This is a genomic window from Micromonospora tarensis, from assembly GCF_016803395.1.
GTDB classification, from domain to species: Bacteria; Actinomycetota; Actinomycetes; order Mycobacteriales; family Micromonosporaceae; genus Micromonospora; species Micromonospora tarensis.
On the sequence record NZ_JAEVHL010000002.1, the window covers coordinates 12,223 to 34,180 of the forward strand.

The following is a 21,958-nucleotide window of genomic DNA, read 5'->3' on the forward strand; positions in this document are numbered from 1 at the left end:
CAACTCCCTAGGGGGTGAGGGTGAAGGGTCGGAAGGTGCGTGGCCCGTAGATCCGGTCCAGCACCTGGTCGAGTTCGCGGAGCAGTCGCCAGGCGTCGTCGGGCCGGTGGGACAGGAAGCGTTGCCGGCAGCCCTGGGCGAAGGTGCGCAGCTCGCGCGGCGCGTGTCGGTCCAGCAGCGAGGTCATGCACTGGGTGGCCATCCAGATGTCGGTGCCCGGCCCGCAGGGCCGCTGCTGGACGACCTCCGGCGGATACCAGTCCTGGTGGCCGGGCACCAGCGCGGGGATCGTGCCGCCGATGGGGGCGGAGAAGCACCAGTCGACGAGCACCACGCCGTGGGCGTCCGGCTCGATCAGCACGTGTCGCGGCAGCACCGCGCCGTGCACGATGCCCGCCCGGTGGGCCAGGCCGAGCACCACCAGCAGTCGCCGCCACATCCAGGCGACGTCGCGGCCGTCCAGCCCGTCCGGGTACGCGTGTCGCACCTCGTGGAGATCGTGCAGGTCGGGTGCGGTGGCGACGACGTTGATCCGCCGTTCCGCGCCGGTGGTGGCGTCGCGGTGCCGGAGTTCGTCGACGAGCCGGGGCAGGTACGGCAGGTAGCGCGGGTCGCCGCGCTCGGCGATGGTGCGCAGGGCGTGCGCCTCGCGGGCCATCAGATCGTTGTCGGTGGGCCGTCGGGGGAGCTTGAGGAGTCGGTCGGCGCCGACGTCGTAGAGGTCGGCCAGGTCGCCCGAGTGGGCCGGGGCGCCGATCCGGTAGTCGCCGAGGACGGTGACCCGTCGGGCCTGCCACCGGGTGGTGACGTGGACGAACGCGTCGAGGGCTTCGGCGCGTACCGCCGGGTCGGCCGGCAGGCGGTCGGGGTGCAGGGCCGCTACCAGCTCGCGGTAGCGGCGGGCCGGCTGCTCCGCGCCGAACAGGTCGGCGTCGGTGCGGGCGGCCGCGACCAGGCCGATCGCCTCCACGGCCCTCACCGCACCGTCTCCTCTCGGGCGGGGCGCAGCAGCGCCGGGTGCAGCAGCCGGGCATCGCCGGCCCGGTAGAGCCGGGCCCGGGGGCCACCCCGGGCGCCGCCACGCTCGGTGTGGGTGCCGGTGCTCTCCACGAAGCCCGGCACCGAGAGCACCTTGCGGTGGAAGTTGCCGGCGTGCAGCGGGTGACCCCAGACCGTCTCGTAGACGGCGCGTAGCTCGCTGATGGTGAACTCGGCGGCCAGGAAGCGGGTGGCGAGCGGGGTGTACTCCAGCTTGGACCGGGCCCGCTCCAGCGCGTCGTCGATGATTCGGCCGTGGTCGAAGGCGAGCTGGCGGCTGGTCAACGCGGTCACCGGCAACCAGATCGCCTCGTCGGCGTCGCTGCCGGCGGCCGGATCGGGCAGGTCGGGGGCGAACGCGAGGTGGGCGACCGAGACGACCCGCATCCGCGGGTCACGGTCGGGTGCGCCATAGCTGCCCAACTGCTCCAGGTGTACGCGACGCAGCGTCTCGCCGCCGAGCCCGGTCTCCTCGGCCAACTCCCGCCGAGCGCCGGCGGTCAGGTCCTCGTCGGGGCGGACGAAGCCGCCGGGCAGCGCCCAGTGCCCCGCGAAGGGTGCCTGGCCGCGCCGGATCAGTAGCAGGTGCAGGGCGTCCTCGCGGATGGTCAGCGCCACCACGTCGACGGTCACCGCGACCGACGGATAGGCCCGGGGGTCGTACGCCGCCAGGAACTCCTGCTCGTTCACCATGTCACTCTCATTCTGAGAACATCTCGTTGTGAGAACAACTTAGCGTACGAAGGTGCCCCTGCCAACCCCGGAACGCGTCAGCGCAGCAGACCCGCCAGATGCGGTCGACCGCGCGAGTCGTGCAGCGCGAACCCGCCGTCCGGCAGGAGGGTGAAGCTCACCGTGCTCGGCAGCGGTACGGGCAGCTTGAACGCGACCTCGACCGTGTACGCGTCCGGCAGTCGACTCTCCAGAGCGGCCAGGCAGCGCGCCTTGCTCCACATGCCGTGGGCGATCGGCCGACGGAACCCGAACAGCCGCGCCCCGAGCCGGGAGGTGTGGATCGGGTTGTGGTCCCCGGAGACCCGTGCGTACCCCGTGCCGACACGGGGTTCCACCCGCCAGCGGGCCGTCGCGGCCGGTGCCTCGGGACGCTCGCCCCGCGCACCGCCGCCGGACGTACGGCCCCGACCCAGGTACGTCGAGACGCCGCGCCAGACCTCCTCCCCGTCGACCGAGCCGACCAGCACCACGTCCACCTGCCGGCCCCGATCGTGCGGGCGCAGGTTCGCCGCGTACGTGCTGAAGTCGAGGGTCTCGTCGGCGGTGATCGGGCGGTGCACGGTGATCCGGTTGCCGACGTGCACCACGCCGGTCAGTGGGATGGGGAAGCCCGGCGCGGTCATCAGCCGCAGCGTCAGCGGAAAGCCCATGACGTGCGGAAAGGTGGCTGGAAGTCGGTCGGTGAGACGGAATCCGCAGACCCGGTCGTAGTCGGCCAGGTGCGCCCGGTCGACTGTCACTCCGCTGACCGCCAACTCGACCGCCGGCAGGTCGGTTCCGCGCCGGCCGCCGCCGACGCCGGGCACCGCACCGAGCACGGCCCGCCGGTACAGCGCGCCGGCCGCCGGCATCCTGGACAGCTGCACCAGGGTGCGGCCGTCCGACTCGGGCCGGCGTGCCGCGGCCTGGGTCTGCGCCGACAGCGCCTCGGTCGGCCGTCGATCAGCTCGTGCAGAGAGAGGTCGTCCTCCGCGCCGTCCATCACGCCCCCAGCAGGCTCTGGCCGCAGACCCGGATCACGTTGCCGCTGACCGCGCCGGACGCCGGCCAGGCCAGCCAGCTGATCGTCTCGGCCACGTCCACCGGCAACCCGCCCTGGGCCAGGCTGTTCATCCGCCGGCCCGCCTCGCGGACCACCAGCGGGATGCGCGCGGTCAGCCGGGTCTCGATGAAGCCGGGAGCGACGGCGTTGACGCTGATCCCCCGCTCGCGCAGGGCCGGCGCGAGTGCGTCGACCAACCCGATCACACCGGCCTTGCTGGTGGCGTAGTTGGTCTGGCCTCGGTTTCCGGCGATCCCGGCGATCGAGGAGACCGACACGATCCGCCCGCCGGTCGGGATCAGCTCCCGCGCCAGCAGGACGTCGTTGATCCGCTCCTGGCTGGAGAGGTTGACGTCGATCACCTGGTCCCACCGGTCGGCGTCCATCCGGCCGAGCGTCTTGTCCCGGGTGATGCCGGCGTTGTGCACCACCACGTCGACTCGGCCGTGCCGGCCGGCCAGGTGCTCGGCAAGCCGGGTCGGCGCGTCCGGTGCGGTCAGGTCGAGCTGGAGGGCGGTGCCGCCGATGTCGTTCGCCACCGCCGCCAGGGCGTCCCCGGCGGCCGGGATGTCCAGCGCCACCACCCGTGCGCCGTCCCGGGCGAGCACCTTCGCCAGCGCCGCGCCGATACCTCGGGCGGCTCCGGTGACCAGCACGACCTGCCCGTCCAGCGGGCGGTCCCAGTCCGCCGGGGCGGTCGCCGCGTTGGCGCCGACCCGGATGACCTGCCCCGAGACGTACGCGGACCGGCCGGACAGCAGGAACCGGAGAGTCGACTCCAGGCTGGTGTGGGTGGTGCCCTCGGCACCGGTCACGTAGACGAGTTGCGCGGTGACGCCCCGGCCGAACTCCTTGCCGATGCTGCGGACCAGCCCTTCCAGGGCGCGCTGGGCGGTCGCCTCACGAGGGGTGGGGCACTCCTGCGGCGGGGTGCCCAGCACGATCACCCGGCCGCTGGGCAGCACGGACCGGGCCCGCGGGTGGAAGAAGTCGTAGAGCTGCCGCAGGTCGGTCGAGTCGGTGATCCCGGTGGCGTCGTACACCAGGGCGCCGAAGCGGTCCGCTGCCCCGGCGTCGTCGGGTAGCTCGACCCCGGCACCGGTCAGGATCGCGGCGACCGGTTCGGCGAGCCAACCGCCGGTGGCCGCGCCGAGCAGGGCGGGCCCGGGCAGCAACGGGTCGCCGGGGTGGTGCCGACGCAGCCGGGGCGGATCGGGCAGCCCGAGGCGCTTGACCAGCGCGCGGCCGGCGGCCGATTGGACGAAGCTCGCGTACCTGTCGGTCATGGGCGTAGCCTACTGGCGAGTAGGGTTTGGGCAAACACATCTCCAGGAGGCGGATCGTGCAGAGCATCCGGCGCGTCGCGGTCATCGGGGGCAACCGCATCCCCTTCGCCCGTTCGAACTCCCGCTACGCGGACGCGTCCAACGCGGACCTGCTCGGCGCCGCGCTCGACGGCCTGATCGCCCGCTACGGGCTGGCCGGCCAGCGGGTCGGCGAGGTGGTCACCGGGGCGGTGCTCAAACACTCCCGCGACTTCAACCTCAGCCGGGAGGTGGTCCTCGGCTCCCGACTCGACCCGCACACCCCGGCGTACGACATCCAGCAGGCCTGCGGCACCGGCCTGGAGGCGGCGATCCTGGTCGCCAACAAGATCGCCCTCGGTCAGTTGGAGGTGGGCATCGCCGGCGGCGTCGACACCACCTCCGACGCCCCGCTCGCGGTCAACGAGGAGATGCGCCGCACGCTACTGAAGCTCAACTCCGCCCGCACGCTTGGCGAACGACTCAAGATCGCGGCGAAGCTGCGCCCGCTCCAGCCGTTCAAGCCGGAGATTCCCCGCAACGCCGAACCGCGTACCGGCCTCTCCATGGGTGACCACGCCGCCCGCACCGCGCTGCGCTGGCAGATCGACCGGCGCTCCCAGGACGAGCTGGCGCTGCGCTCACACCAGCGGCTGGCCGCCGCGTACGACAGCGGTTTCTTCGACGACCTGATGACCCCGTACCTCGGGCTGACCCGGGACCAGAACCTGCGTCCGGACACCAGCGTGGAGAAGCTCGGCGCGCTGAAGCCGGTCTTCGGCACTCGAGGCCCGGACGCCGAGCAGGCCACCATGACCGCCGGCAACTCGTCGCCGCTGACCGACGGCGCGTCCACAGTGCTGCTGGCCAGCGAGGAGTGGGCTGCCGCGCACCACCTGCCGGTGCTGGCCTGGTTCGGCTGGTCGGAGACGGCGGCGGTGGACTTCGTGCACGGCGACGAGGGGCTGCTGATGGCCCCCGCGTACGCGGTGCCCCGGATGCTGGCCCGAGCCGGTCTGACGTTGCAGGACTTCGACTACTACGAGATCCACGAGGCGTTCGCCTCGCAGGTGCTGGCCACCCTCGCGGCCTGGGAGTCGCCGGAGTTCTGCAAGGACCGGCTCGGCCTGGACGCGCCGCTGGGCGCGATCGACACCGACCGGCTCAACGTCAACGGCTCGTCACTGGCCGCCGGGCACCCGTTCGCCGCCACCGGCGGGCGGATCGTGGCGACCCTGGCCAAGCTGCTGGCGGAGAAGGGCGGTGGGCGCGGCCTGATCTCGATCTGCGCGGCCGGCGGCCAGGGCGTGACGGCGATCCTGGAGCGCTGAGCCTCGCCGGGCACGCGCCCGGTGCCGCCCTTCCTCGGGGCTCCTTCCAGGGCTGCCCGCCCGGTGCGGGAGAATGAGGTACGTGACGACGATCCCCAACGTGCTGGCCAACCGGTACGCCTCGCCCGAGTTGGTCGCCCTCTGGTCTCCGGAGGAGAAGGTCCGGATGGAGCGGCGGCTCTGGCTCGCTGTGCTCCGCGCTCAGCGCGATCTGGGCGTGCCGGTCCCGGACGGGGTGGTCGAGGCGTACGAGCGGGTGCTCGACCAGGTCGACCTGGCCTCGATCGCGGAGCGCGAGCGGGTCACCCGGCATGACGTGAAGGCCCGGATCGAGGAGTTCAGCGCGCTCGCCGGGCACGAGCACGTGCACAAGGGGATGACCTCGCGGGATCTCACCGAGAACGTCGAGCAGCTCCAGGTGCGTGCCTCGCTGGAGTTGATCAGGGACCGGGTGGTGGCCACCCTCGCCCGGTTGGCCTGGCTGGCTCACGAGCATTCCGAGCTGGTCATGACCGGTCGTTCGCACAACGTGGCGGCGCAGGCCACCACGCTGGGCAAGCGCTTCGCGTCGGCGGCGGAGGAGCTGCTGATCGCGTACCAGCGGCTGGAGGAGCTGATCGCCCGCTATCCGTTGCGAGGGATCAAGGGACCGGTCGGCACGGCGGCCGACCAGCTCGACCTCTTCGACGGCGACGCCGACAAGGTGACCGAGTTGGAGCGGCGGGTCGCCGAGCACCTCGGTTTCTCAAGGGTGCTGGACAGTGTCGGGCAGGTCTACCCGCGCTCGCTGGACTTCGACGTGCTGGCCGCGCTGGCCCAGACCGCCGCCGCGCCGTCGTCGCTGGCCACCACGATTCGGCTGATGGTCGGTCAGGAGCTGGCGACCGAGGGCTTCAAACCGGGTCAGGTCGGTTCCAGCGCGATGCCGCACAAGATGAACACCCGCTCGTCGGAGCGGGTGAACGGCTTCGCGGTGATCATCCGGGGCTACCTGTCGATGGTCGGTGAGCTGGCCGGGGACCAGTGGAACGAGGGGGACGTGTCCTGCTCGGTGGTCCGCCGGGTGGCCCTGCCGGACGCCTTCTTCGCCGCCGACGGGCTGTTCCAGACCTTCCTCACCGTGCTCGACGAGTTCGGCGCGTACCCGGCGGTGATCAACCGGGAGCTGGAGCGGTTCCTGCCCTTCCTGGCGACCACGAAGATCCTGGTGGCGGCGGTCCGGCGGGGCGTCGGCCGGGAGGTCGCCCACGAGGTGATCAAGGAGCACGCGGTGGCGGTGGCCCTGGCCATGCGGGAGAAGGGCGTGCCGGAGAACGACTTCTTCGACCGGTTGGCGGCGGACGGCCGGCTCGGCCTGTCCCGGGCCGACATCGACGCTCTGGTCGCCGACCGCAGCGCCTTCGTGGGCGCGCCCAGGCCCAGGTGGCCGCCATCACCCGACGCATCACCAAGGTGGTCGAAACCCACCCAGAAGCAGCCACCTACTCCCCACCCCCCATCCTCTAACCCGCACCCCCTGCCCCTGTTGATCATGAAGTTATCGCCAGGACACGCCGGTCGGAGTGGCAACAACTTCATGATCAACGCGGTGGGGTGGGGGGTTAGTCGCCGGTGGGGGTTTCGGCGGCGGTGCGGAGGTTGGGGGCGCTGGCCGGTTCGGCGATGCCGCCTGGCGACTCGGTGAAGCCCGCCTCGTGCGTGCTGCCCGCCGCCACCGCCGGCTGGTCGGGTGGCATCACCTCGGGCATCTTGGGTACGGCGACCACCGCCGTGCCGTACGCGCAGATCTCCATCCACATCTCGCCGCAGTCCCGGCTGTCGAAGCGCATGCCGATCACCGCGTTCGCGCCGAGTCGTAGCGCCTCCTCGCCGAGGCGGGCCACCGAGTCGGTGCGCCACCGGGTCAGGTTGTCCGGGGCCATCGGGTCGTACGCGCCACCGCGCAGGTTCTTGACACCCTCGCGGTACGGGTTGCGCGTCCTGGCCATCGATGACACCACCTCACCGAGAACCTGGCGGATCTCGTACCCAGGTAGTTGCTCCGTCGTCACGACCAGCACGTTTCTGATGCTGTCAGGAGTGGCGTGACCCGATCGGGTGCCTTGTTCACCTGATCGGATGCTGCAAAACGGCGCGGCGCGGACGGCCGGCACGGGACCGACCATCCGCGCGCCGCGGCGCTAACCGTCAGACACCGGCCGTCGCGGTGATCCAGGCCCGGTTGTACGCGACGCTGCCGTAGTTCTGGATGCTCTGCCCGTCGGCGGTGGAGGCGACGCCGACCTGCTGGCCGTTGTAGAACTGCGGGCCACCCGAGTCGCCACGCCAGGCGTTGCCGTTGATCCTGGTGCTGCGGATCGCCTGCCCGCCGTACGCGTCGGTCACGCTGTTGCTGGTCACCCGGACGGTGGCGGTCTTCAGCACGGTCGACGCGGAGCAGCCGCTGTAGCAGGTCATGCCCCACCCGTAGATCGAGTTCGTGGAGTTGATCGGCGGGTTGCTGTTGGCCAGGGTCACCGTCGAGGTGCTGACCGCGCTGGAGAGCCGCATGAGCGCGAGGTCGCTGCGGGTGTAGGTGGCGCTGACCGTACGGGTGACCCCGCCGGAGGTGCGGTTCACGCTGCCGACCCGGACGGACATGGTGCCGCTGATGCAGTGCCGGGCGGTGAGCACCCACTGCGGGGCGATGACGCTTCCGGAGCAGGTGAACGAGCCGTTGCTGAGCACCGCGGCGGCCCAGGGCGCGGAGGAGACGGTGTCACCACCGATGATGGGTTGCGGGCCGGCGGGGGCGGCGACGGCTCCGGATGAGGCGCCGAAGACGCCGATCATCGCGGTGCCGAGCAGGGCGAGCAGGGGGCGGATGCGCATCGGGTGGACTCCTTGGACGGGGCGGGCCCGGGGTCGCCGGGTGCGGGAAGGGGCGGCAGCGGGGGTTCCCGCCGACGCCCAATCGACTTACGTCGATGTACAGTAGAGCCCGCCGTGATCGTTATCAAGCCTCCGATTGAGATTGATCAATGTAACGATTCGGCCACCTGCTGCGCCTTGAATGCCCTGCTCGGGTCACCTTTCGCGCCTGGCGGGTCGCCTTGGGCGTCGGTAATGTTGATCACTGCCTGAACTGCGGCCGGCCGGTGCGTCCGTGGCGGTATCTGCCAGGTACGCTGGCTGCGCTCGCCCGTTGTGGGTCGGCACCCAACTGCGTACACAGTCAGGAGTGCCCAGTGCCTCGCGTCGTCGTCGACGTCATGCTCAAGCCCGAGATCCTCGATCCGCAGGGCCAGGCCGTCGCAAACGCGCTGCCCCGGCTCGGCGTCGGTGATGTCGCCTCGGTTCGGATCGGCAGGCGGATCGAGATCGAGTTCACCGGTGAACCGGACCTGGACCGTGCTCGGGAGATTGCCGACAAACTGCTCGCCAACCCGGTCATCGAGGACTTCACCGTCCGCCTGGTCGAGGCCGACGAGACCGCGGACGCCCGCTCGTGACCGCCCGGGTCGGTGTGGTCACCTTCCCCGGCTCGCTCGACGACGGGGACGCGGCCCGGGCCGTCCGGATCGCCGGCGCCGAGCCGGTCCGGCTCTGGCACGGCGACGCGGAGCTGCACGGCGTGGACGCGGTCGTCCTGCCCGGCGGGTTCTCCTACGGTGACTACCTGCGGTGCGGTGCCATCGCCCGGTTCGCCCCGGTGATGGAGACGATCGTGGACGCCGCGCAGGGTGGCCTGCCGGTGCTCGGCATCTGCAACGGCTTCCAGATCCTGTGCGAGGCGCACCTGCTGCCCGGCGCGCTCACCCGAAACCAGCACCTGCACTTCCGCAACCGGGACCAGGTCCTCCGCATCGAGTCGGCCGGGACCGCGTGGACCAACGCGTTCCAGCCCGGCCAGGAGGTGCTGATCCCGGTCAAGAACGGCGAGGGCTGCTACGTCGCGGACACCGCGACGCTGGACCAGCTCGAAGCCGAGGGTCGCGTGGTGGCCCGGTACGTCGGCGGCAACCCCAACGGGTCCCAGCGCGACATCGCCGCGATCACCAACGCCGCCGGCAACGTGGTCGGCATCATGCCGCACCCCGAGCACGCGGTGGAGGCGCTCACCGGCCCCTCGCTCGACGGTCTCGGCTTCTTCACGTCGGCCCTCAAGCACCTGGTCGGGGCGCCAGCGTGAGTGCGAGGAGTGAGCCGGTTCCGCGAGCCCCGCAGTCGCGAACCAGAAGTGGTGCCGTGAGTGCGAGGAGCGACTCCGGCGGGCACCAGCGCAGCGAGGAGAGGTCATGACCACCCATCCGGATCCGGTGCGGGACACCCCGGAGGCGTACACCGCCCCGACGCAGCCGGCCGAGCCCAACCCGGCGTCGCCGGCCGCCGTCGTCTGGACCGAGGGCGTGGACACCGTGCCGCGTGCCGGTGGCACCCCCGGCGAACTTCAGCCGTACACCGAGCTGGGTCTGCGCGACGACGAGTACGACCGGATCCGGCAGATCCTCGGCCGCCGGCCCACGCAGTCCGAGCTCGCCATGTACTCGATCATGTGGAGCGAGCACTGCTCCTACAAGTCGAGCAAGGTGCACCTGCGCCAGTTCGGTGAGAAGGCCCCGCACAGCGACCGGCTGCTCGCCGGCATCGGCGAGAACGCCGGCGTCGTGCGGATCTCCGACGAGCTGGCGGTGACCTTCAAGGTCGAGTCGCACAACCACCCGAGCTTTGTCGAGCCGTACCAGGGCGCGGCCACCGGCGTCGGCGGCATCGTCCGGGACATCCTCGCCATGGGCGCCCGCCCGGTCGCGGTGATGGACCCGCTGCGCTTCGGTGCCGCGGACCACCCGGACACCGCCCGGGTGCTCACCGGCGTGGTCGCCGGTGTCGGCGGCTACGGCAACTGCCTCGGCCTGCCCAACATCGGTGGCGAGCTGGTCTTCGACCCCTCCTACCAGGGCAACCCGCTGCTGAACGCGCTCTGCCTGGGCGTGCTGCCGGTCGACCGGCTGCAGAACAAGGCCGCCGCCGGGCCGGGCAACGTTGTCGTTCTGATGGGTGCCAAGACCGGTCGCGACGGCATCGGCGGCGTCTCGGTGCTGGCCAGCGCCACCTTCGACGAGGCCAGCCAGCAGCGCCGCCCCGCCGTGCAGGTCGGCGACCCGTTCACCGAGAAGCTGCTGATCGAGGCGTGCCTGGAGCTGTACGACGGCCAACTGGTCGTCGGCATCCAGGACCTCGGCGGTGCCGGGCTGACCTGTGCGCTCACCGAGACCGCCGCCGCTGCCGGCACCGGCATGCGGGTCTGGCTTGAGCGGGTGCCGCTGCGCGAGCCCTCGATGGACCCGCACGAGATCCTGGCCAGCGAGTCGCAGGAGCGGATGCTGCTGGTCGTCGAGCCGGACAAGCTCGACGCGGTGCTCAAGACCGCCGAGAAGTGGGGCGTGCTCGCCACCGCGATCGGCGAGGTCACCGCCCCGGAGCCGGACGGCCGTCCGGGCCGGTTGCTGATCACCTGGCAGGACCACCTGGTCGTGGACGTGCCGCCGGGCTCGCTCGTCGACGACGGCCCGGTCTACGCCCGGCCCATGCGGGAGCCGGCCGACCTGATCCTGCTCCAGGCCGACCGGGCCGAGACGTTGCCCCGCCCGGCCGACCCGCAGGCGCTGCGGGAGACCGTGCTGCGCATGATCGCGTCGCCCAACCTGGCCGACAAGACCTGGGTCACCGAGCAGTACGACCGCTACGTGCTGGGCAACACGGTGCTCGCCCAGCCGGAGGACGGCGGCGTGATCCGGATCGACGAGCGGACCGGGCTCGGCGTGGCGCTGTCGGTGGACGGCAACGGCCGCTACACCCGGCTGGACCCGTACAACGGCACCAAGCTGGCCCTGGCCGAGGCGTACCGGAACGTCGCGGTGACCGGCGCGAAGCCGATCGCCGTCACCAACTGCCTCAACTTCGGCTCGCCGGAGGACCCGGGCGTGATGTGGCAGTTCGCCGAGGCCGTGCGCGGCCTGGCGGACGGCTGCCTCGAGCTCGGCATCCCGGTGACCGGCGGCAACGTCAGCTTCTACAACCAGACCGGCGCCGCGCCCATCCACCCGACCCCGGTGGTCGGCGTGCTGGGCGTGCTGGACAACGTCGCCAACCGGGTGCCGATGGGCTTCGTGCCGCGCGCCGGTGGCGACCACGACCAGCTCTACCTGCTCGGCGAGACGAACGTCGAGCTGTCCGGCTCGGAGTGGGCCTGGGTGACGCACGAGCACCTCGGCGGCATCCCGCCGCAGGTCGACCTCGCCCGGGAGAAGGCGCTCGCCGACCTGCTGGCCGAGGCGGCCCGCGTCGGTCACCTCAGCTCGGCACACGACCTCTCCGACGGGGGCCTCGCCCAGAGCCTGGTCGAGTCCTGCCTGCGTCGCGGCGTCGGTGCCCGGATCGCCGTGCCGGAGCAGTTCGCCGAGGGCTCGATGCCGTTCGTCTACCTGTTCAGCGAGTCCGCCACGCGGGCGCTGGTGTCGGTTCCGCGCGGTCACGACAAGGCGTTCGCGGCGCTCTGCGCCGAGCGGGGCGTGCCGTTCGAGCTGATCGGCGTCACCGACCCGTCCGGCAATGCGCTGGAGGTGCACGGCCAGTTCCGGATCGAGCTGGACGAACTGCGCGCCGCCCACACCGAGACGTTGCCCCGCCTGTTCGGCGGCTCGGCGGCCGTCGAGGTGCCCGCGCCGGCCGCCGGCGTGGCCGGTGCGGTCGAGGCCGTTCCGCTGCCGGGCGACCCGGCCGAGCCGGTCGACCCGGCCGAGGTGGTCTCCGAGCCGATCGCCTCTTCGGGGCCCTCCCCGGAGACCGGCGCGGTCGAGCCGATCGGCTCCGAGCGGTCCGGTGCGGTGTCCGAGTCTGACTCCGGTGTCACCGAACCGGCGCCTGACGAGCGCTGAGGCGGTGGCGGCCACCGTCTACGGCCAACCCGGTTCCGGCGCCCGGTTCGACTGGGGGCTGACCGGGGCTGCCGAACTCGGTCGGGTCTGTGCCGCGCTGGTGGTGGTGGACGTGTTGTCGTTCACCACCGCCGTGGAGGTGGCGCTCGCCCGTGGCATGCGGGTGCACCCGTTTCCGTGGGGTGCGCAGGCCGCCGAGTACGCCGTGCGGGTCGGGGCGGTCGCCGCGGTCGGTCGGCGGCAGGTGACAGCGGCCCATCCGTGGTCGCTCTCGCCCGCCGCGCTGAGCACCGCACCCGTGGTGGCGGACCTGGTGCTGCCCTCGCCGAACGGCTCCGCCATCAGCGCCGCCGCCAGCGCACCGGCCTGCCGGTGGTCGCGGGCTGTCTGCGTAACGCACGGGCCGTCGGGCGTTGGCTGCGCCGCCAGGGGTACGGCACGGTGGACGCTCCGATCGGCGTGATCGCTTCCGGGGAGCGGTGGCCGGACGGCTCGCTGCGCCCGTCCGTGGAGGACCAGCTCGGTGCCGCCTCCGTCCTGGACGCGCTCTCCGGTGTGCCCGGTGGGCTCTCGGTGGAGGCGGCCATGGCACTCGCCGCGCTGGCGAGCACGCCGGATGTGCCGGCCGCGGTGCGGGGCAGCGTCTCCGGGCGGGAGCTGACCGAGAACGGCTTCGCCGGGGACGTGGACATCGCCGTCCGGATCGGCGTGTCGGACGTCGTGCCGGTGCTGCACCAGGGCGTCTTCTCCGCCGCCTGACCGCTCGGGCCGCGCCGGCCGCTCGGGCCGTCTGGCCGCGCCGGCCGCTCGGGCCGTCCGGCCGCGCCGGCCGCCCGCATTCGGCGGCCCGTACTCCGTGATCAACTCGGCTTCCAGGAAATCGGGGTATCCAGGTCTGCGGGATGGCCCGACTTCATTGATCGCGAGTGGGTCTTGCCGCGAAAACGGCCACCCGGAGATCCGGGTGGCGTTTTCATGTGCTGTGGTGGGGTCAGTCGTCCAGCCAGTCGAGGCGTCGGCCGCCCCGCTCGGTCGGCGGGGTGTCCGGTCGGTTTCGGCCGGCTTGTTGGCCGTAGCCGCCCTGGTCGTAACCGCGCTCGTCGTAGCCGCCGCCGCGCTGCTGCGGGGGCTCCTGGCCGTAGTTGCCGCCCTGGTCGTAGCCGCCGCCGGCGGGCTGACCGTAGCCGCCCTGGTCGTAACCGCCGGACTCGGCGCCGCCGTACCCCGCGGTCGGCTCGGCCGCGCGACCGCCGTACGGAGCCGGGTCGGGCTGGCCGTACCCCTGCCCCTGCTCCGGCTGGTAGACGCCGGTGGCGTACGGGTCGGCCGGTGCCGGGTACTGGGTGCTGTCACCGGTGTACCGGCCGGTTGGTTCGTCGTACCGCTCGCCGTAGGCCGCGCCGCCAGCGGGAGCCGGCGGGTAGGCGGCGGTCCCGGCCGGAGCGTCGTAGTCACGGCTGCCGTAGCCGCCACCGGCGGCCGGATCGTTGCCGTAACCACCGCCGGAGGTCGGCGCACCGTAGCCGGCACCGGAACCGGGTGCGGCTCCGTAGCCGTCACCGGCCGCGCCAGCGCCGTAGCCGCCGTCCGGGCCGGCCGGGCCGGCCGGAGCGCCGTAGCCGCCACCCGACGCGGGCGCGTTGCCATAGCCACCGGCACCGTAACCGCCAGGCGCTGGCTCGTCGCCGTAGCCGGCACCGCCCCAGCCCTGCTGACCCGCGCCGCCGTACGCCGGCGCCGGAGCGCCGTACGGGTCGGGCGGGACGTCGTCGACCACCGGGCGGTGCATCATCGTCGGTGCCTCGCTCAGCGCCGCACCGCCGACCATGGTCGGGTCCGCGCCGCCGCCGGGCCGACCGCCGACCACCCTGGTCTGGTCGTCCGCGCCACGGAACCCGCCTCGCGCCGGCGGCACCACACCGCCGCCACCAGCCTCTGCCGGGGCGTCGTCGTCGCCGTTCTCCTTGCGCTTCATCCAGAGCAGCACGATCGTGCCGACACCGGCGGCCACCAGCAGGCCACCGAGCAGGATGATCAGGTACGAGCTGAAGCCACCGCCGCTGTCCTCGTTGTTCGAGGCGTTGTTCGCGGCACCCGGGCTGGCCTCCTCGCTCGGCTCCTCCTCGGTGCCCTCCTCAAGGGCCTCGTCGGTGGGCGTGGCCTCGGGGGTGGCGGAGGGGGTCGCGGAGGGCGTCACCTCGACCTTGAGCGCGAGGCTGATCCGCTGGCCGCTGAGGGACTGCCCAGCGGCAGCGTTGATGGTCTTGGTGTTGACCACGTTGTCGAAGGAGGCACCCAGGTCGATCCGGCCGGGCGCGATCGGCTTCTCGGTGGTCCCGTTGAACCGGAAGTTGCCGCTGCCGTCGCTTGTGGTGTCGAATTGCCGGCCGGTGCTGTCCCGCAGCATGACCACCGCGTTCGCGACCGCCTTGCTGTCGGCCTGCGAGATCACCTTGCCGGAGATCGACCGTACCGTCTGGTTCTGCGGCGGCGGCGGCGCGGCCTTGCCCTTCACCGTCAGCGCAACGTTGGCGGTGTCTGGACCCGAAGCGGCCTCGACCGCCACCGTGATGGTCGCGGTCGCGTCGCCAGCGTTGGCGCTGGCCGCGATCCGGACCAGCACCGACCCTTTCGGGCTGGTTCCCAGGCCGCCGCCGGAGAGCTTGACATCGCCGCAGCCACTGGCGCAGCTGACGCCGGACGGCAGGCCGGAGAGACTGACCTTCGCCGACTCGTCGTCGTCACCCCCGGTGACGCGCACGGTGATCGTGGCGTCGCTGCCGGCGTTTACGGTGACCGAGCCGGGGGAAACGTCGACGTCTGCGGCCATTGCCGGTGTGGCGGGGACGGCGAGCAGAGCGCCGGCAACCAGCGCTACGACCACACCGGCCCGCTGCTTCCAGGCACGTCGGTGTGTTGACACGTCCACCGCCTTCCGGGCTGACTTCCCTCTGACCGGCGGGGCGCCGGGCCGGGGATCATCACGGTACGAATACGCCGTCGGCAACTATGCCTTGTCCGACTGCGTCAGCGCGACCCAGGGCCAGCGTCCGGTGTCTGGCCTGGGGGTCGTATCGTCCCGTCGTGTCCTCTCCGCACAGTAAGTCCGCCGCCGTTGTAGCGGCGTTGTCGGCGCTCGACGAGGGGCGTACGCCCGAACGGCCGGTGTTCCGAGAGGCGGTCCGGTCGTTGTTGGCCGTCCTCGCGGAGCGCGCCCCCGGCCGATCGGTGGAGGTGCGTGTCCCACCATACGGTGCGATCCAGTGCGTACCGGGACCTCGACACACCAGAGGAAATCCACCAAATGTGGTCGAGATGGCCCCGGATACCTGGCTGGAGTTGGCCACCGGGCGGCTCGACTGGGATCAGGCGGTCACGGAGGGTCGCCTTCAGGTGAGTGGGAACCGCGCGGACCTCTCGGCCTACCTGCCCCTCTAGTCAACCGGATGTCCTACTCACCGTAACGCTTCGCGCAGGAATCGTGACTTTCTGTATCGACGGCGACTCGCGTACACTGTCAGGCGACGACAGTGGTCCCGGCAGCGGAGTGCGGATCCATCCTTGATCCCGCCCGGCCGGTCCAGACCAGCATGAGGGAGCGGTAGGTGCCCCGAGGCGACGGCCGGCTGAGCCACGACCTTGACCCCCAACGACCTGGCCCCCAGGATGCCTGCGGCGTCTTCGGCGTCTGGGCCCCCGGCGAAGAGGTCGCCAACCTGACCTACTTCGGCCTCTACGCACTCCAGCACCGCGGCCAGGAGGCCGCGGGCATGGCGGTGAGCGACGGTTCCGGTGTGGTGGTCTACAAGGATCTCGGCCTGGTGGCCCAGGTCTTCGACGAGCCGACCCTGGCGAGTCTGCGCGGTCACCTGGCGATCGGGCACGCCCGATACTCCACGACCGGCGCGTCGAACTGGGAGAACGCCCAGCCGACGATCCGCTCGACCACCTCGGGCACGACCATCGCGCTGGCCCACAACGGCAACCTGGTCAACACCGCCGAGCTGGAGAAGGAGGTCGCCGAGCGCGGCCTCATCGCGGACGGCTCGACAAACGACACCTCCCTGGTGACGATGCTGCTCGCCGGCCGACCGGACCTGTCGGTCGAGGCGGCCGCGCTGGAGGTGCTGCCCCAACTGCGCGGCGCGTTCAGCTTCGTTTTCATGGACGAGTCGACGCTCTACGCGGCCCGCGACGCGCACGGCGTCCGTCCGCTGGTGCTCGGCCGCCTGGAGCGCGGCTGGGTGGTGGCCAGCGAGACGGCCGCACTGGACATCGTCGGCGCCAGCGTGGTCCGCGAGGTCGAGCCGGGCGAGCTGATCGCGATCGACGAGAACGGGCTGCGCTCCACCCGGTTCGCCGCGCCGGAGCCGAAGGGCTGCCTCTTCGAGTACGTCTACATCGCCCGCCCGGACGCCACCATCGCCGGGCGCAACGTGCACGCGGCGCGGGTGCAGATCGGTCGGCAGTTGGCGAAGGAGCACCCGGTCGAGGCCGACCTGGTGATCCCGGTGCCCGAGTCGGGCACCCCGGCCGCGATCGGGTACGCGGAAGCCTCCGGCATCACCTACGGCGCCGGCCTGATGAAGAACCCGTACGTGGGGCGCACCTTCATCCAGCCGTCGCAGACCCTGCGTCAGCTCGGCATCCGGCTCAAGCTCAACCCGCTGCGGGAGAACGTCCGGGGCAAGCGGTTGGTGGTCGTGGACGACTCGATCGTGCGCGGCAACACCCAGCGCGCCATCGTCCGGATGTTGCGGGAGGCGGGCGCGCTGGAGGTGCACGTCCGGATCTCCTCCCCGCCGGTCAGCTGGCCGTGCTTCTACGGCATCGACTTCGCCACCCGGGCGGAGCTGCTGGCCAACGGGTTGGACAACGACGGCATCCGGCGCTCCATCGGCGCCGACACGCTGGGTTACGTTTCGCTTCCTGGCCTGATCGCCGCGACCGAGCAGCCGAAGACCCGGCTGTGTCGGGCGTGTTTCGATGGGGAGTACCCGATCGAGTTGCCGGCCGGCAACCTGATCGGCAAGCACGTGCTCGAAGGGGTGGGCCGACGGGTCGCGAACTCGACGCCGGAGGCCCCGCACACCAACGGCTCGTCCGTCGCCACTCCGGGTGGCGTTACCGCAAACCGCCCGTAGCACCAACCGGCGCGGCCCGGCCACCGCCGGCGCGGCACCGAGAACCAAAGGGGAGAACCGTGACGCACGTGTCCGAGCGCAGCGGCGCAGGAAGCAGCCCGACCGGCGCCGGTGGTGACCGCCAGCCCTGGACGGCCGGCGCTGGCCGTCAGGCGCGCAAACGCTCGGTCTCGTACGCCGACGCCGGGGTGTCCATCGACGCGGGCGACCGCGCGGTGGAGCTGCTCAAGTCGAAGGTGCGCCAGACCCGCCGCCCCGAGGTGCTTGGTGACCTCGGTGGGTTCGCCGGCCTGTTCCGGCTGGACACGAAGAAGTACAAGAGCCCGATCCTGGCGTCCTCGACGGACGGGGTGGGCACCAAGCTGGTCATCGCCCAGCAGATGGACATCCACGACACGGTCGGCATCGACCTGGTCGCCATGGTCGTGGACGACCTGGTGGCCTGCGGTGCCGAGCCGCTGTTCCTGCTCGACTACATCGCCACCGGCGAGGTCGTGCCGGACAAGGTCGCCGAGATCGGCGCGGGCATCGCCGACGGCTGCCGCTACGCCGGCTGCGCACTGCTGGGCGGGGAGACCGCCGAGCACCCCGGCGTGCTCCGCCCGGACGAGTACGACATCTCCGCGACCGGCGTCGGGGTGGTCGAGGAGGCCGACATCCTCAGCCCCGATCGGGTCGAGGTCGGCGACGTGGTGATCGCCATGCGCTCGTCCGGCCTGCACTCCAACGGCTACTCGCTGGTCCGGCACGTGCTGCTCGGCGCGGCCCGGATGCGCCTGGACATCGTGATCGACGACTTCGGTCGGCAGCGCACCCTCGGCGAGGAGCTGCTCACCCCGACCAAGATCTACGCCAAGGACTGCCTCAAGCTGATCGCCGAGGCGGAGGTGCGGGCGCTGTCGCACATCACCGGCGGCGGCATCCCCGGCAACCTGGTCCGGGTGCTGCCCGAGCACGTCGACGCGGTGGTCAACCGGTCCACCTGGAAGCCGCAGCCGATCTTCGACCTGATCCAGTCAAAGGGTCGGATCGACGACCAGGACATGGAGTCGACCTTCAACATGGGTGTCGGCATGTTCGCGATCGTGTCGGCCGAGGACGCCGACCGGGCGCTGGCCACGCTGACCGGCCGTGGGGTCGAGGCATGGCAGGCCGGCGAAATCATCGAGGGCACCGGCAACGTGCAGATGGTCGGCCAGCACACCCGGGGATGATCACTTCTTGGTGATCGTACGGGCACCTGATCAGGGCTTCACCCGAGTGGCCATCGCCGCCTAGCCTGAAGGGCACCCTTCAGGGATGGCGGAGGAGGGCGATGGCTGCTCGGGGACAGTCGTTCAGCGGGATGCGCGGCCTGGCCGCCGTCCCGTCGTACGTCGTCATGCAGCCGACCACCCTCTGCAACCTCGACTGCGCGTACTGCTACCTGCCGTTTCGGGCGGTCGACCGGCCGATGTCGGTGGCGGTGGCCGAGGCGGTGGCGGAGGCGGTCAACCCCTGGGCCGCGGCTGGCCGGTTCTCCGTGGTGTGGCACGGCGGTGAGCCGTTGGCGGCCGGCCGGGCGCACCTGGCCGACCTGATGGCGCCGTTCGGGCCTGAGGTCGAGCACCACGTGCAGACCAACGCCACCCTTATCGACGACGACTGGTGTGACTTCTTCGCCCGGCACCAGATGCGGGTGAGCGTGAGCGTGGACGGGCCCCGGGCCCGCAACGGTGACCGGGTCAACCGTGGCGGTCAGCCGGCGTACGACCGGATCCTGCGCGGCGTCACGATGCTGCGCCGCCGCGGTCTGTCCTTCTCCGCGCTGGCCGTGGTGTCCCGGCCGGAGCCGGGGCTCGCCACCGAGCTGTACGACTACTTCCTCGACCTGGGCTGCGACGTGCTCGGCATCAACATCGAGGAGACCGAAGGGGTCAACACCCGGGACAACCGCCATGACCCGTCGGCGGTCACCGCCTTCTGGGCGGAGTTGGTCGCGGCGTGGCGCCGGGAGCCCCGGATCCATCTCCGCGAGGTCGAGTGGTCGTTGCGGTACGCCGCCGCGGTGCTCGACAACTCGGCGGACGCGGTGCTGCCCCGCCAACTGGACCCGATTCCGACGATCGGTCACGACGGCTCGGTGGTCGTGCTCTCCCCGGAGCTGGCCGGCTTCACCGACCCCCGTTACGGCGATTTCAGCAGCGGCAACGTGCTGACCACCCCACTGGCGGAGATCCTCGGCGGTGCGGCGGCGACGCCGTGGGTCGGGGAGTTCCTGGCGGGGGTGGAGGCGTGCCGGGCCTCCTGCCCGTACTTCGGCTTCTGTGGCGGTGGCCACGCGGCCAACCGGTACTTCGAGCTGGGGCGTTTTGACGGTACGGAGACCGAGCACTGCCGCAACAGCAAGATCCGCCTATTGGAGGGAGTGTTGGAGCATGCCCGAGACCACCAGTCACCGGCGGCGTGAACACGAAGCGGACAACGCAGTCACCGAACGGGTACGGGAGGCGGCTCCCGCGCTCGTCGCGCTGCTCCAGGAGGCCGAGAACGCACGGCGGCTGCGCTCGGAGGTGCCGGGCGGGGGTGGTGCCAGCGCGGTCTGCGCGTGGAACCACTTCGAGAACATCCCGACGTTCTACAACTGGAACAACCGACCGCGCTGAAAGCCGCCGTCGTCAGGGGCCTGTCGAGCGGCCGGAGTGGCTCCGGTCGGGCCAGGCCCCTGATCGTCGGCGACTACACCTGCACGGAACGTGCGTGAGCACGCGGGGGTTGCCGCGTGCTCAGCTGCGTCGAGAGGTCAGCGGGTCGGACGGACCCAGGGATCCGGGTCGTCGTCCGCGTGATCCTCATCATCGTCGTCGACGAACTCTTTAGAGTCGTCGTCGAAGTGGTGCTCAGACTTACCAGCACCCGCCAGTTCGCGCTGCAAGGCGGTGAGGTCGGTGTTCGGGGAGTGGTACTTCAACTCCCGGGCCACCTTCGTCTGCTTGGCCTTAGCACGGCCGCGCCCCATGGCTCGACCCCCTCGCACAGAATGCGGGGCAGCCCGAAGGCGGGCCCCGATGACGTCAGGCATCTCTCGTGGCTCTTACGGTACATGGGGATGCCACCGTTCGGCACCTCGGGTTACCGTCGGCCGGCTCTGCGCGTCGCGTCGATCCGGCCGTCACCCAGTGTACCGGGTAAGGAGCGGAACGTTTGGCACCCATGACACCGGACAAACCACGCAAAAAATCGACTCCGCCTCAGCCTACCGAGGCGGGTCGGCGCAGGAGGCCCGGAGGCGGATCCGGTCGATCCGCCTCCGGGAACGCTCAGCGCAGGTGGATCGCGCGAAGCCGCCCGACGTCCGCCATCCGCCGCTCCGCCAGCCGGTCGGCGGCCACCGCCGGCGGCACGCCCTCGGCGTCAGCCAGGCGCAGGATCTCGCTGGTGGTGTCGTAGATCCGGGTCGCCCGAAGCTTCGCCCGGTCGAAGTTGAAGCCCTCGATCTCGTCGGCCACCTGGATGACGCCACCCGCGTTGACCACGTAGTCCGGGGCGTAGAGGATGCCTCGATCGGCCAGCAGCTTCTCGATGCCCGGGTGGGCGAGTTGGTTGTTCGCCGCCCCGGCCACCACCTTGGCGCGCAGCGCCGGCACGGTGTCGTCGTTCAGCGCCCCGCCCAGCGCGCACGGGGCGTACACGTCGATGTCCGCGGCGACCAGCGCGCTGGAGTCGTCGACGAGGGTGACCTGCGGGTGGTTGGTGCGGACCCACGCCAGCGCGTTCGGGTTGACGTCGGTGGCGACCACCTCGGCGCCATCCTCCAGCAGGTGCCCGGTGAGGTACTTGCCGACCTTGCCCAGGCCGGCCACGCCAACCCGCCGACCCCGCAGGCTCGGGGTGCCCCACACGTGCTCGGCCGCGGCCCGCATCCCCTGGAAGACGCCCCAGGCGGTGAGGATCGACGAGTCGCCCGCGCCGCCGTGCTCCACGCTGCGCCCGGTCACGTAGCTGGTCTCCCGGGCCACCACGTCCATGTCCGCCACGTAGGTGCCGACGTCGCAGGCGGTGTAGTAGCGGCCGCCGAGCGACTCCACGAAGCGGCCGTACGCGCGCAGCAACGCCTCGCTCTTGACCTGCTCCGGATCGCCCCAGATGACGGCCTTGCCGCCGCCGAGGTCCAGACCGGCGAGCGCGTTCTTGTACGCCATCCCGCGGGACAGGTCGAGCACGTCGGCGAGCGCGGCGTCCTCACTGGCGTACGGGTAGAAGCGGGTGCCGCCGAGCGCCGGCCCCAGCGCGGTGGAGTAGATCCCGATGATCGCCTTCAGGCCGCTCTGTTTGTCCTGGCAGAACACGACCTGCTCGTGACCGGTGGATACCGGGTCGTCGGTGCTCGCGAATACGCCCATGGCTGGCTCCTACGGTGGTGTGCGCCCTTGTGGGACGCGGACCTGGTGGACCCCGGCGGGGATGC

The 21,958-nt window shown here is 71.6% G+C and carries 18 protein-coding genes and 2 pseudogenes; 11 read left to right on the forward strand and 9 right to left on the reverse strand.

The window, feature by feature from the left end:
- Window positions 1–7: 7 nt before the first annotated feature.
- The 4 genes from JM949_RS00625 to JM949_RS00640 form a co-directional block, all read right to left on the reverse strand.
- Window positions 8–979 (reverse strand): protein kinase family protein, encoded by a 972-nt coding sequence (locus tag JM949_RS00625; RefSeq protein ID WP_203146504.1) that lies wholly within the window; start codon window positions 977–979, stop codon window positions 8–10.
- Window positions 976–1,731, reverse strand: coding sequence for an NUDIX hydrolase (locus JM949_RS00630; protein ID WP_203146505.1), 756 nt, complete (start codon window positions 1,729–1,731; stop codon window positions 976–978). The genes JM949_RS00625 and JM949_RS00630 overlap by 4 nt, the downstream gene beginning before the upstream one ends.
- Window positions 1,732–1,808: 77 nt before the next feature.
- Window positions 1,809–2,696 carry a MaoC/PaaZ C-terminal domain-containing protein gene (locus tag JM949_RS00635; protein WP_203146609.1) on the reverse strand — a complete coding sequence of 296 codons (888 nt, stop codon included), beginning with the start codon at window positions 2,694–2,696 and terminating at the stop codon, window positions 1,809–1,811.
- Window positions 2,697–2,754: 58 nt separating this feature from the next.
- A complete protein-coding gene (locus JM949_RS00640; protein ID WP_203146506.1) occupies window positions 2,755–4,101 on the reverse strand; it encodes a 3-oxoacyl-ACP reductase in 1,347 nt (448 codons plus the stop codon).
- 56 nt (window positions 4,102–4,157) lie between these two features.
- Between JM949_RS00640 and JM949_RS00645 the strand changes: the two genes are divergently transcribed.
- Together JM949_RS00645 and purB are read left to right on the forward strand one after the other, a co-directional pair.
- Window positions 4,158–5,450, forward strand: a complete 1,293-nt coding sequence (locus JM949_RS00645; RefSeq protein WP_203146507.1) for an acetyl-CoA C-acetyltransferase — start codon at window positions 4,158–4,160, stop codon at window positions 5,448–5,450.
- Window positions 5,451–5,532: 82 nt separating this feature from the next.
- Window positions 5,533–6,956 (forward strand): annotated as a pseudogene (purB, locus tag JM949_RS00650) (adenylosuccinate lyase).
- Window positions 6,957–7,051: 95 nt separating this feature from the next.
- Here purB and JM949_RS00655 read toward each other — a convergent pair.
- Entirely contained in the window at window positions 7,052–7,615 is a 564-nt protein-coding gene (locus JM949_RS00655) for a YbjQ family protein (RefSeq protein WP_203146508.1), read from the reverse strand.
- 22 nt (window positions 7,616–7,637) lie between these two features.
- Window positions 7,638–8,321: a S1 family peptidase gene (locus JM949_RS00660; protein WP_203146509.1), complete on the reverse strand. Its 684-nt coding sequence runs from the start codon at window positions 8,319–8,321 to the stop codon at window positions 7,638–7,640.
- A gap of 356 nt (window positions 8,322–8,677) precedes the next feature.
- Between JM949_RS00660 and purS the strand changes: the two genes are divergently transcribed.
- The 4 genes and pseudogenes from purS to JM949_RS00680 all read left to right on the forward strand — a co-directional run bounded on the left by purS (window position 8,678) and on the right by JM949_RS00680 (window position 13,126).
- A complete protein-coding gene (gene purS, locus JM949_RS00665) occupies window positions 8,678–8,941 on the forward strand; it encodes a phosphoribosylformylglycinamidine synthase subunit PurS (RefSeq protein ID WP_030491392.1) in 264 nt (87 codons plus the stop codon).
- Window positions 8,938–9,621 carry a phosphoribosylformylglycinamidine synthase subunit PurQ gene (gene purQ / locus JM949_RS00670; protein ID WP_203146510.1) on the forward strand — a complete coding sequence of 228 codons (684 nt, stop codon included), beginning with the start codon at window positions 8,938–8,940 and terminating at the stop codon, window positions 9,619–9,621. Before purS ends, purQ begins: the two co-directional genes overlap by 4 nt.
- Before the next feature lie 106 nt (window positions 9,622–9,727).
- Entirely contained in the window at window positions 9,728–12,367 is a 2,640-nt protein-coding gene (gene purL / locus JM949_RS00675) for a phosphoribosylformylglycinamidine synthase subunit PurL (protein ID WP_203146511.1), read from the forward strand.
- Window positions 12,312–13,126, forward strand: a pseudogene (locus tag JM949_RS00680) (2-phosphosulfolactate phosphatase). Before purL ends, JM949_RS00680 begins: the two are co-directional and overlap by 56 nt.
- Window positions 13,127–13,358: 232 nt before the next feature.
- Here JM949_RS00680 and JM949_RS00685 read toward each other — a convergent pair.
- The gene (locus JM949_RS00685) at window positions 13,359–15,290 is read right to left on the reverse strand and encodes a carboxypeptidase regulatory-like domain-containing protein (protein ID WP_309231945.1); all 1,932 of its coding nucleotides are present in this window, start codon (window positions 15,288–15,290) and stop codon (window positions 13,359–13,361) included.
- 161 nt (window positions 15,291–15,451) lie between these two features.
- Here JM949_RS00685 and JM949_RS00690 point away from each other — a divergent pair, with 161 nt between their 5' ends.
- The 5 genes from JM949_RS00690 to amcA all read left to right on the forward strand — a co-directional run bounded on the left by JM949_RS00690 (window position 15,452) and on the right by amcA (window position 20,156).
- Window positions 15,452–15,805 (forward strand): sterol carrier family protein, encoded by a 354-nt coding sequence (locus tag JM949_RS00690; protein ID WP_309231946.1) that lies wholly within the window; start codon window positions 15,452–15,454, stop codon window positions 15,803–15,805.
- Window positions 15,806–15,972: 167 nt separating this feature from the next.
- Window positions 15,973–17,511, forward strand: coding sequence for an amidophosphoribosyltransferase (purF, locus tag JM949_RS00695; RefSeq protein WP_203146513.1), 1,539 nt, complete (start codon window positions 15,973–15,975; stop codon window positions 17,509–17,511).
- A gap of 59 nt (window positions 17,512–17,570) precedes the next feature.
- A complete protein-coding gene (gene purM, locus JM949_RS00700) occupies window positions 17,571–18,725 on the forward strand; it encodes a phosphoribosylformylglycinamidine cyclo-ligase (protein ID WP_110562795.1) in 1,155 nt (384 codons plus the stop codon).
- 131 nt (window positions 18,726–18,856) lie between these two features.
- On the forward strand, window positions 18,857–19,960 hold the full coding sequence (gene amcB / locus JM949_RS00705; protein WP_305070577.1) for a cyclophane-forming radical SAM peptide maturase AmcB: 1,104 nt from the start codon (window positions 18,857–18,859) through the stop codon (window positions 19,958–19,960).
- Entirely contained in the window at window positions 19,929–20,156 is a 228-nt protein-coding gene (gene amcA, locus JM949_RS00710; RefSeq protein WP_203146515.1) for a multiple cyclophane-containing RiPP AmcA, read from the forward strand. Before amcB ends, amcA begins: the two co-directional genes overlap by 32 nt.
- A 137-nt stretch (window positions 20,157–20,293) precedes the next feature.
- Here the strand turns inward: amcA and JM949_RS00715 are convergent, their stop codons facing one another.
- On the reverse strand, window positions 20,294–20,509 hold the full coding sequence (locus JM949_RS00715) for a DUF3073 domain-containing protein (RefSeq protein WP_030332207.1): 216 nt from the start codon (window positions 20,507–20,509) through the stop codon (window positions 20,294–20,296).
- A 301-nt stretch (window positions 20,510–20,810) separates the two neighbouring features.
- Window positions 20,811–21,893, reverse strand: coding sequence for a Glu/Leu/Phe/Val family dehydrogenase (locus JM949_RS00720; protein WP_203146516.1), 1,083 nt, complete (start codon window positions 21,891–21,893; stop codon window positions 20,811–20,813).
- Between the last annotated feature and the right edge of the window lie 65 nt (window positions 21,894–21,958).

Coding starts and splice junctions, on each gene's coding strand:
- JM949_RS00720 (WP_203146516.1), bottom strand. CDS start 21,893: ATGGGCGTATTCGCGAGCACCGACGACCCGGTATCCACCGGTCACGAG.
- amcB (WP_305070577.1), top strand. CDS start 18,857: ATGCGCGGCCTGGCCGCCGTCCCGTCGTACGTCGTCATGCAGCCGACC.
- JM949_RS00630 (WP_203146505.1), bottom strand. CDS start 1,731: ATGGTGAACGAGCAGGAGTTCCTGGCGGCGTACGACCCCCGGGCCTAT.
- JM949_RS00655 (WP_203146508.1), bottom strand. CDS start 7,615: ATGGTCGGTCCCGTGCCGGCCGTCCGCGCCGCGCCGTTTTGCAGCATC.
- purL (WP_203146511.1), top strand. CDS start 9,728: ATGACCACCCATCCGGATCCGGTGCGGGACACCCCGGAGGCGTACACC.
- JM949_RS00660 (WP_203146509.1), bottom strand. CDS start 8,321: ATGCGCATCCGCCCCCTGCTCGCCCTGCTCGGCACCGCGATGATCGGC.
- JM949_RS00640 (WP_203146506.1), bottom strand. CDS start 4,101: ATGACCGACAGGTACGCGAGCTTCGTCCAATCGGCCGCCGGCCGCGCG.
- JM949_RS00715 (WP_030332207.1), bottom strand. CDS start 20,509: ATGGGGCGCGGCCGTGCTAAGGCCAAGCAGACGAAGGTGGCCCGGGAG.
- amcA (WP_203146515.1), top strand. CDS start 19,929: ATGCCCGAGACCACCAGTCACCGGCGGCGTGAACACGAAGCGGACAAC.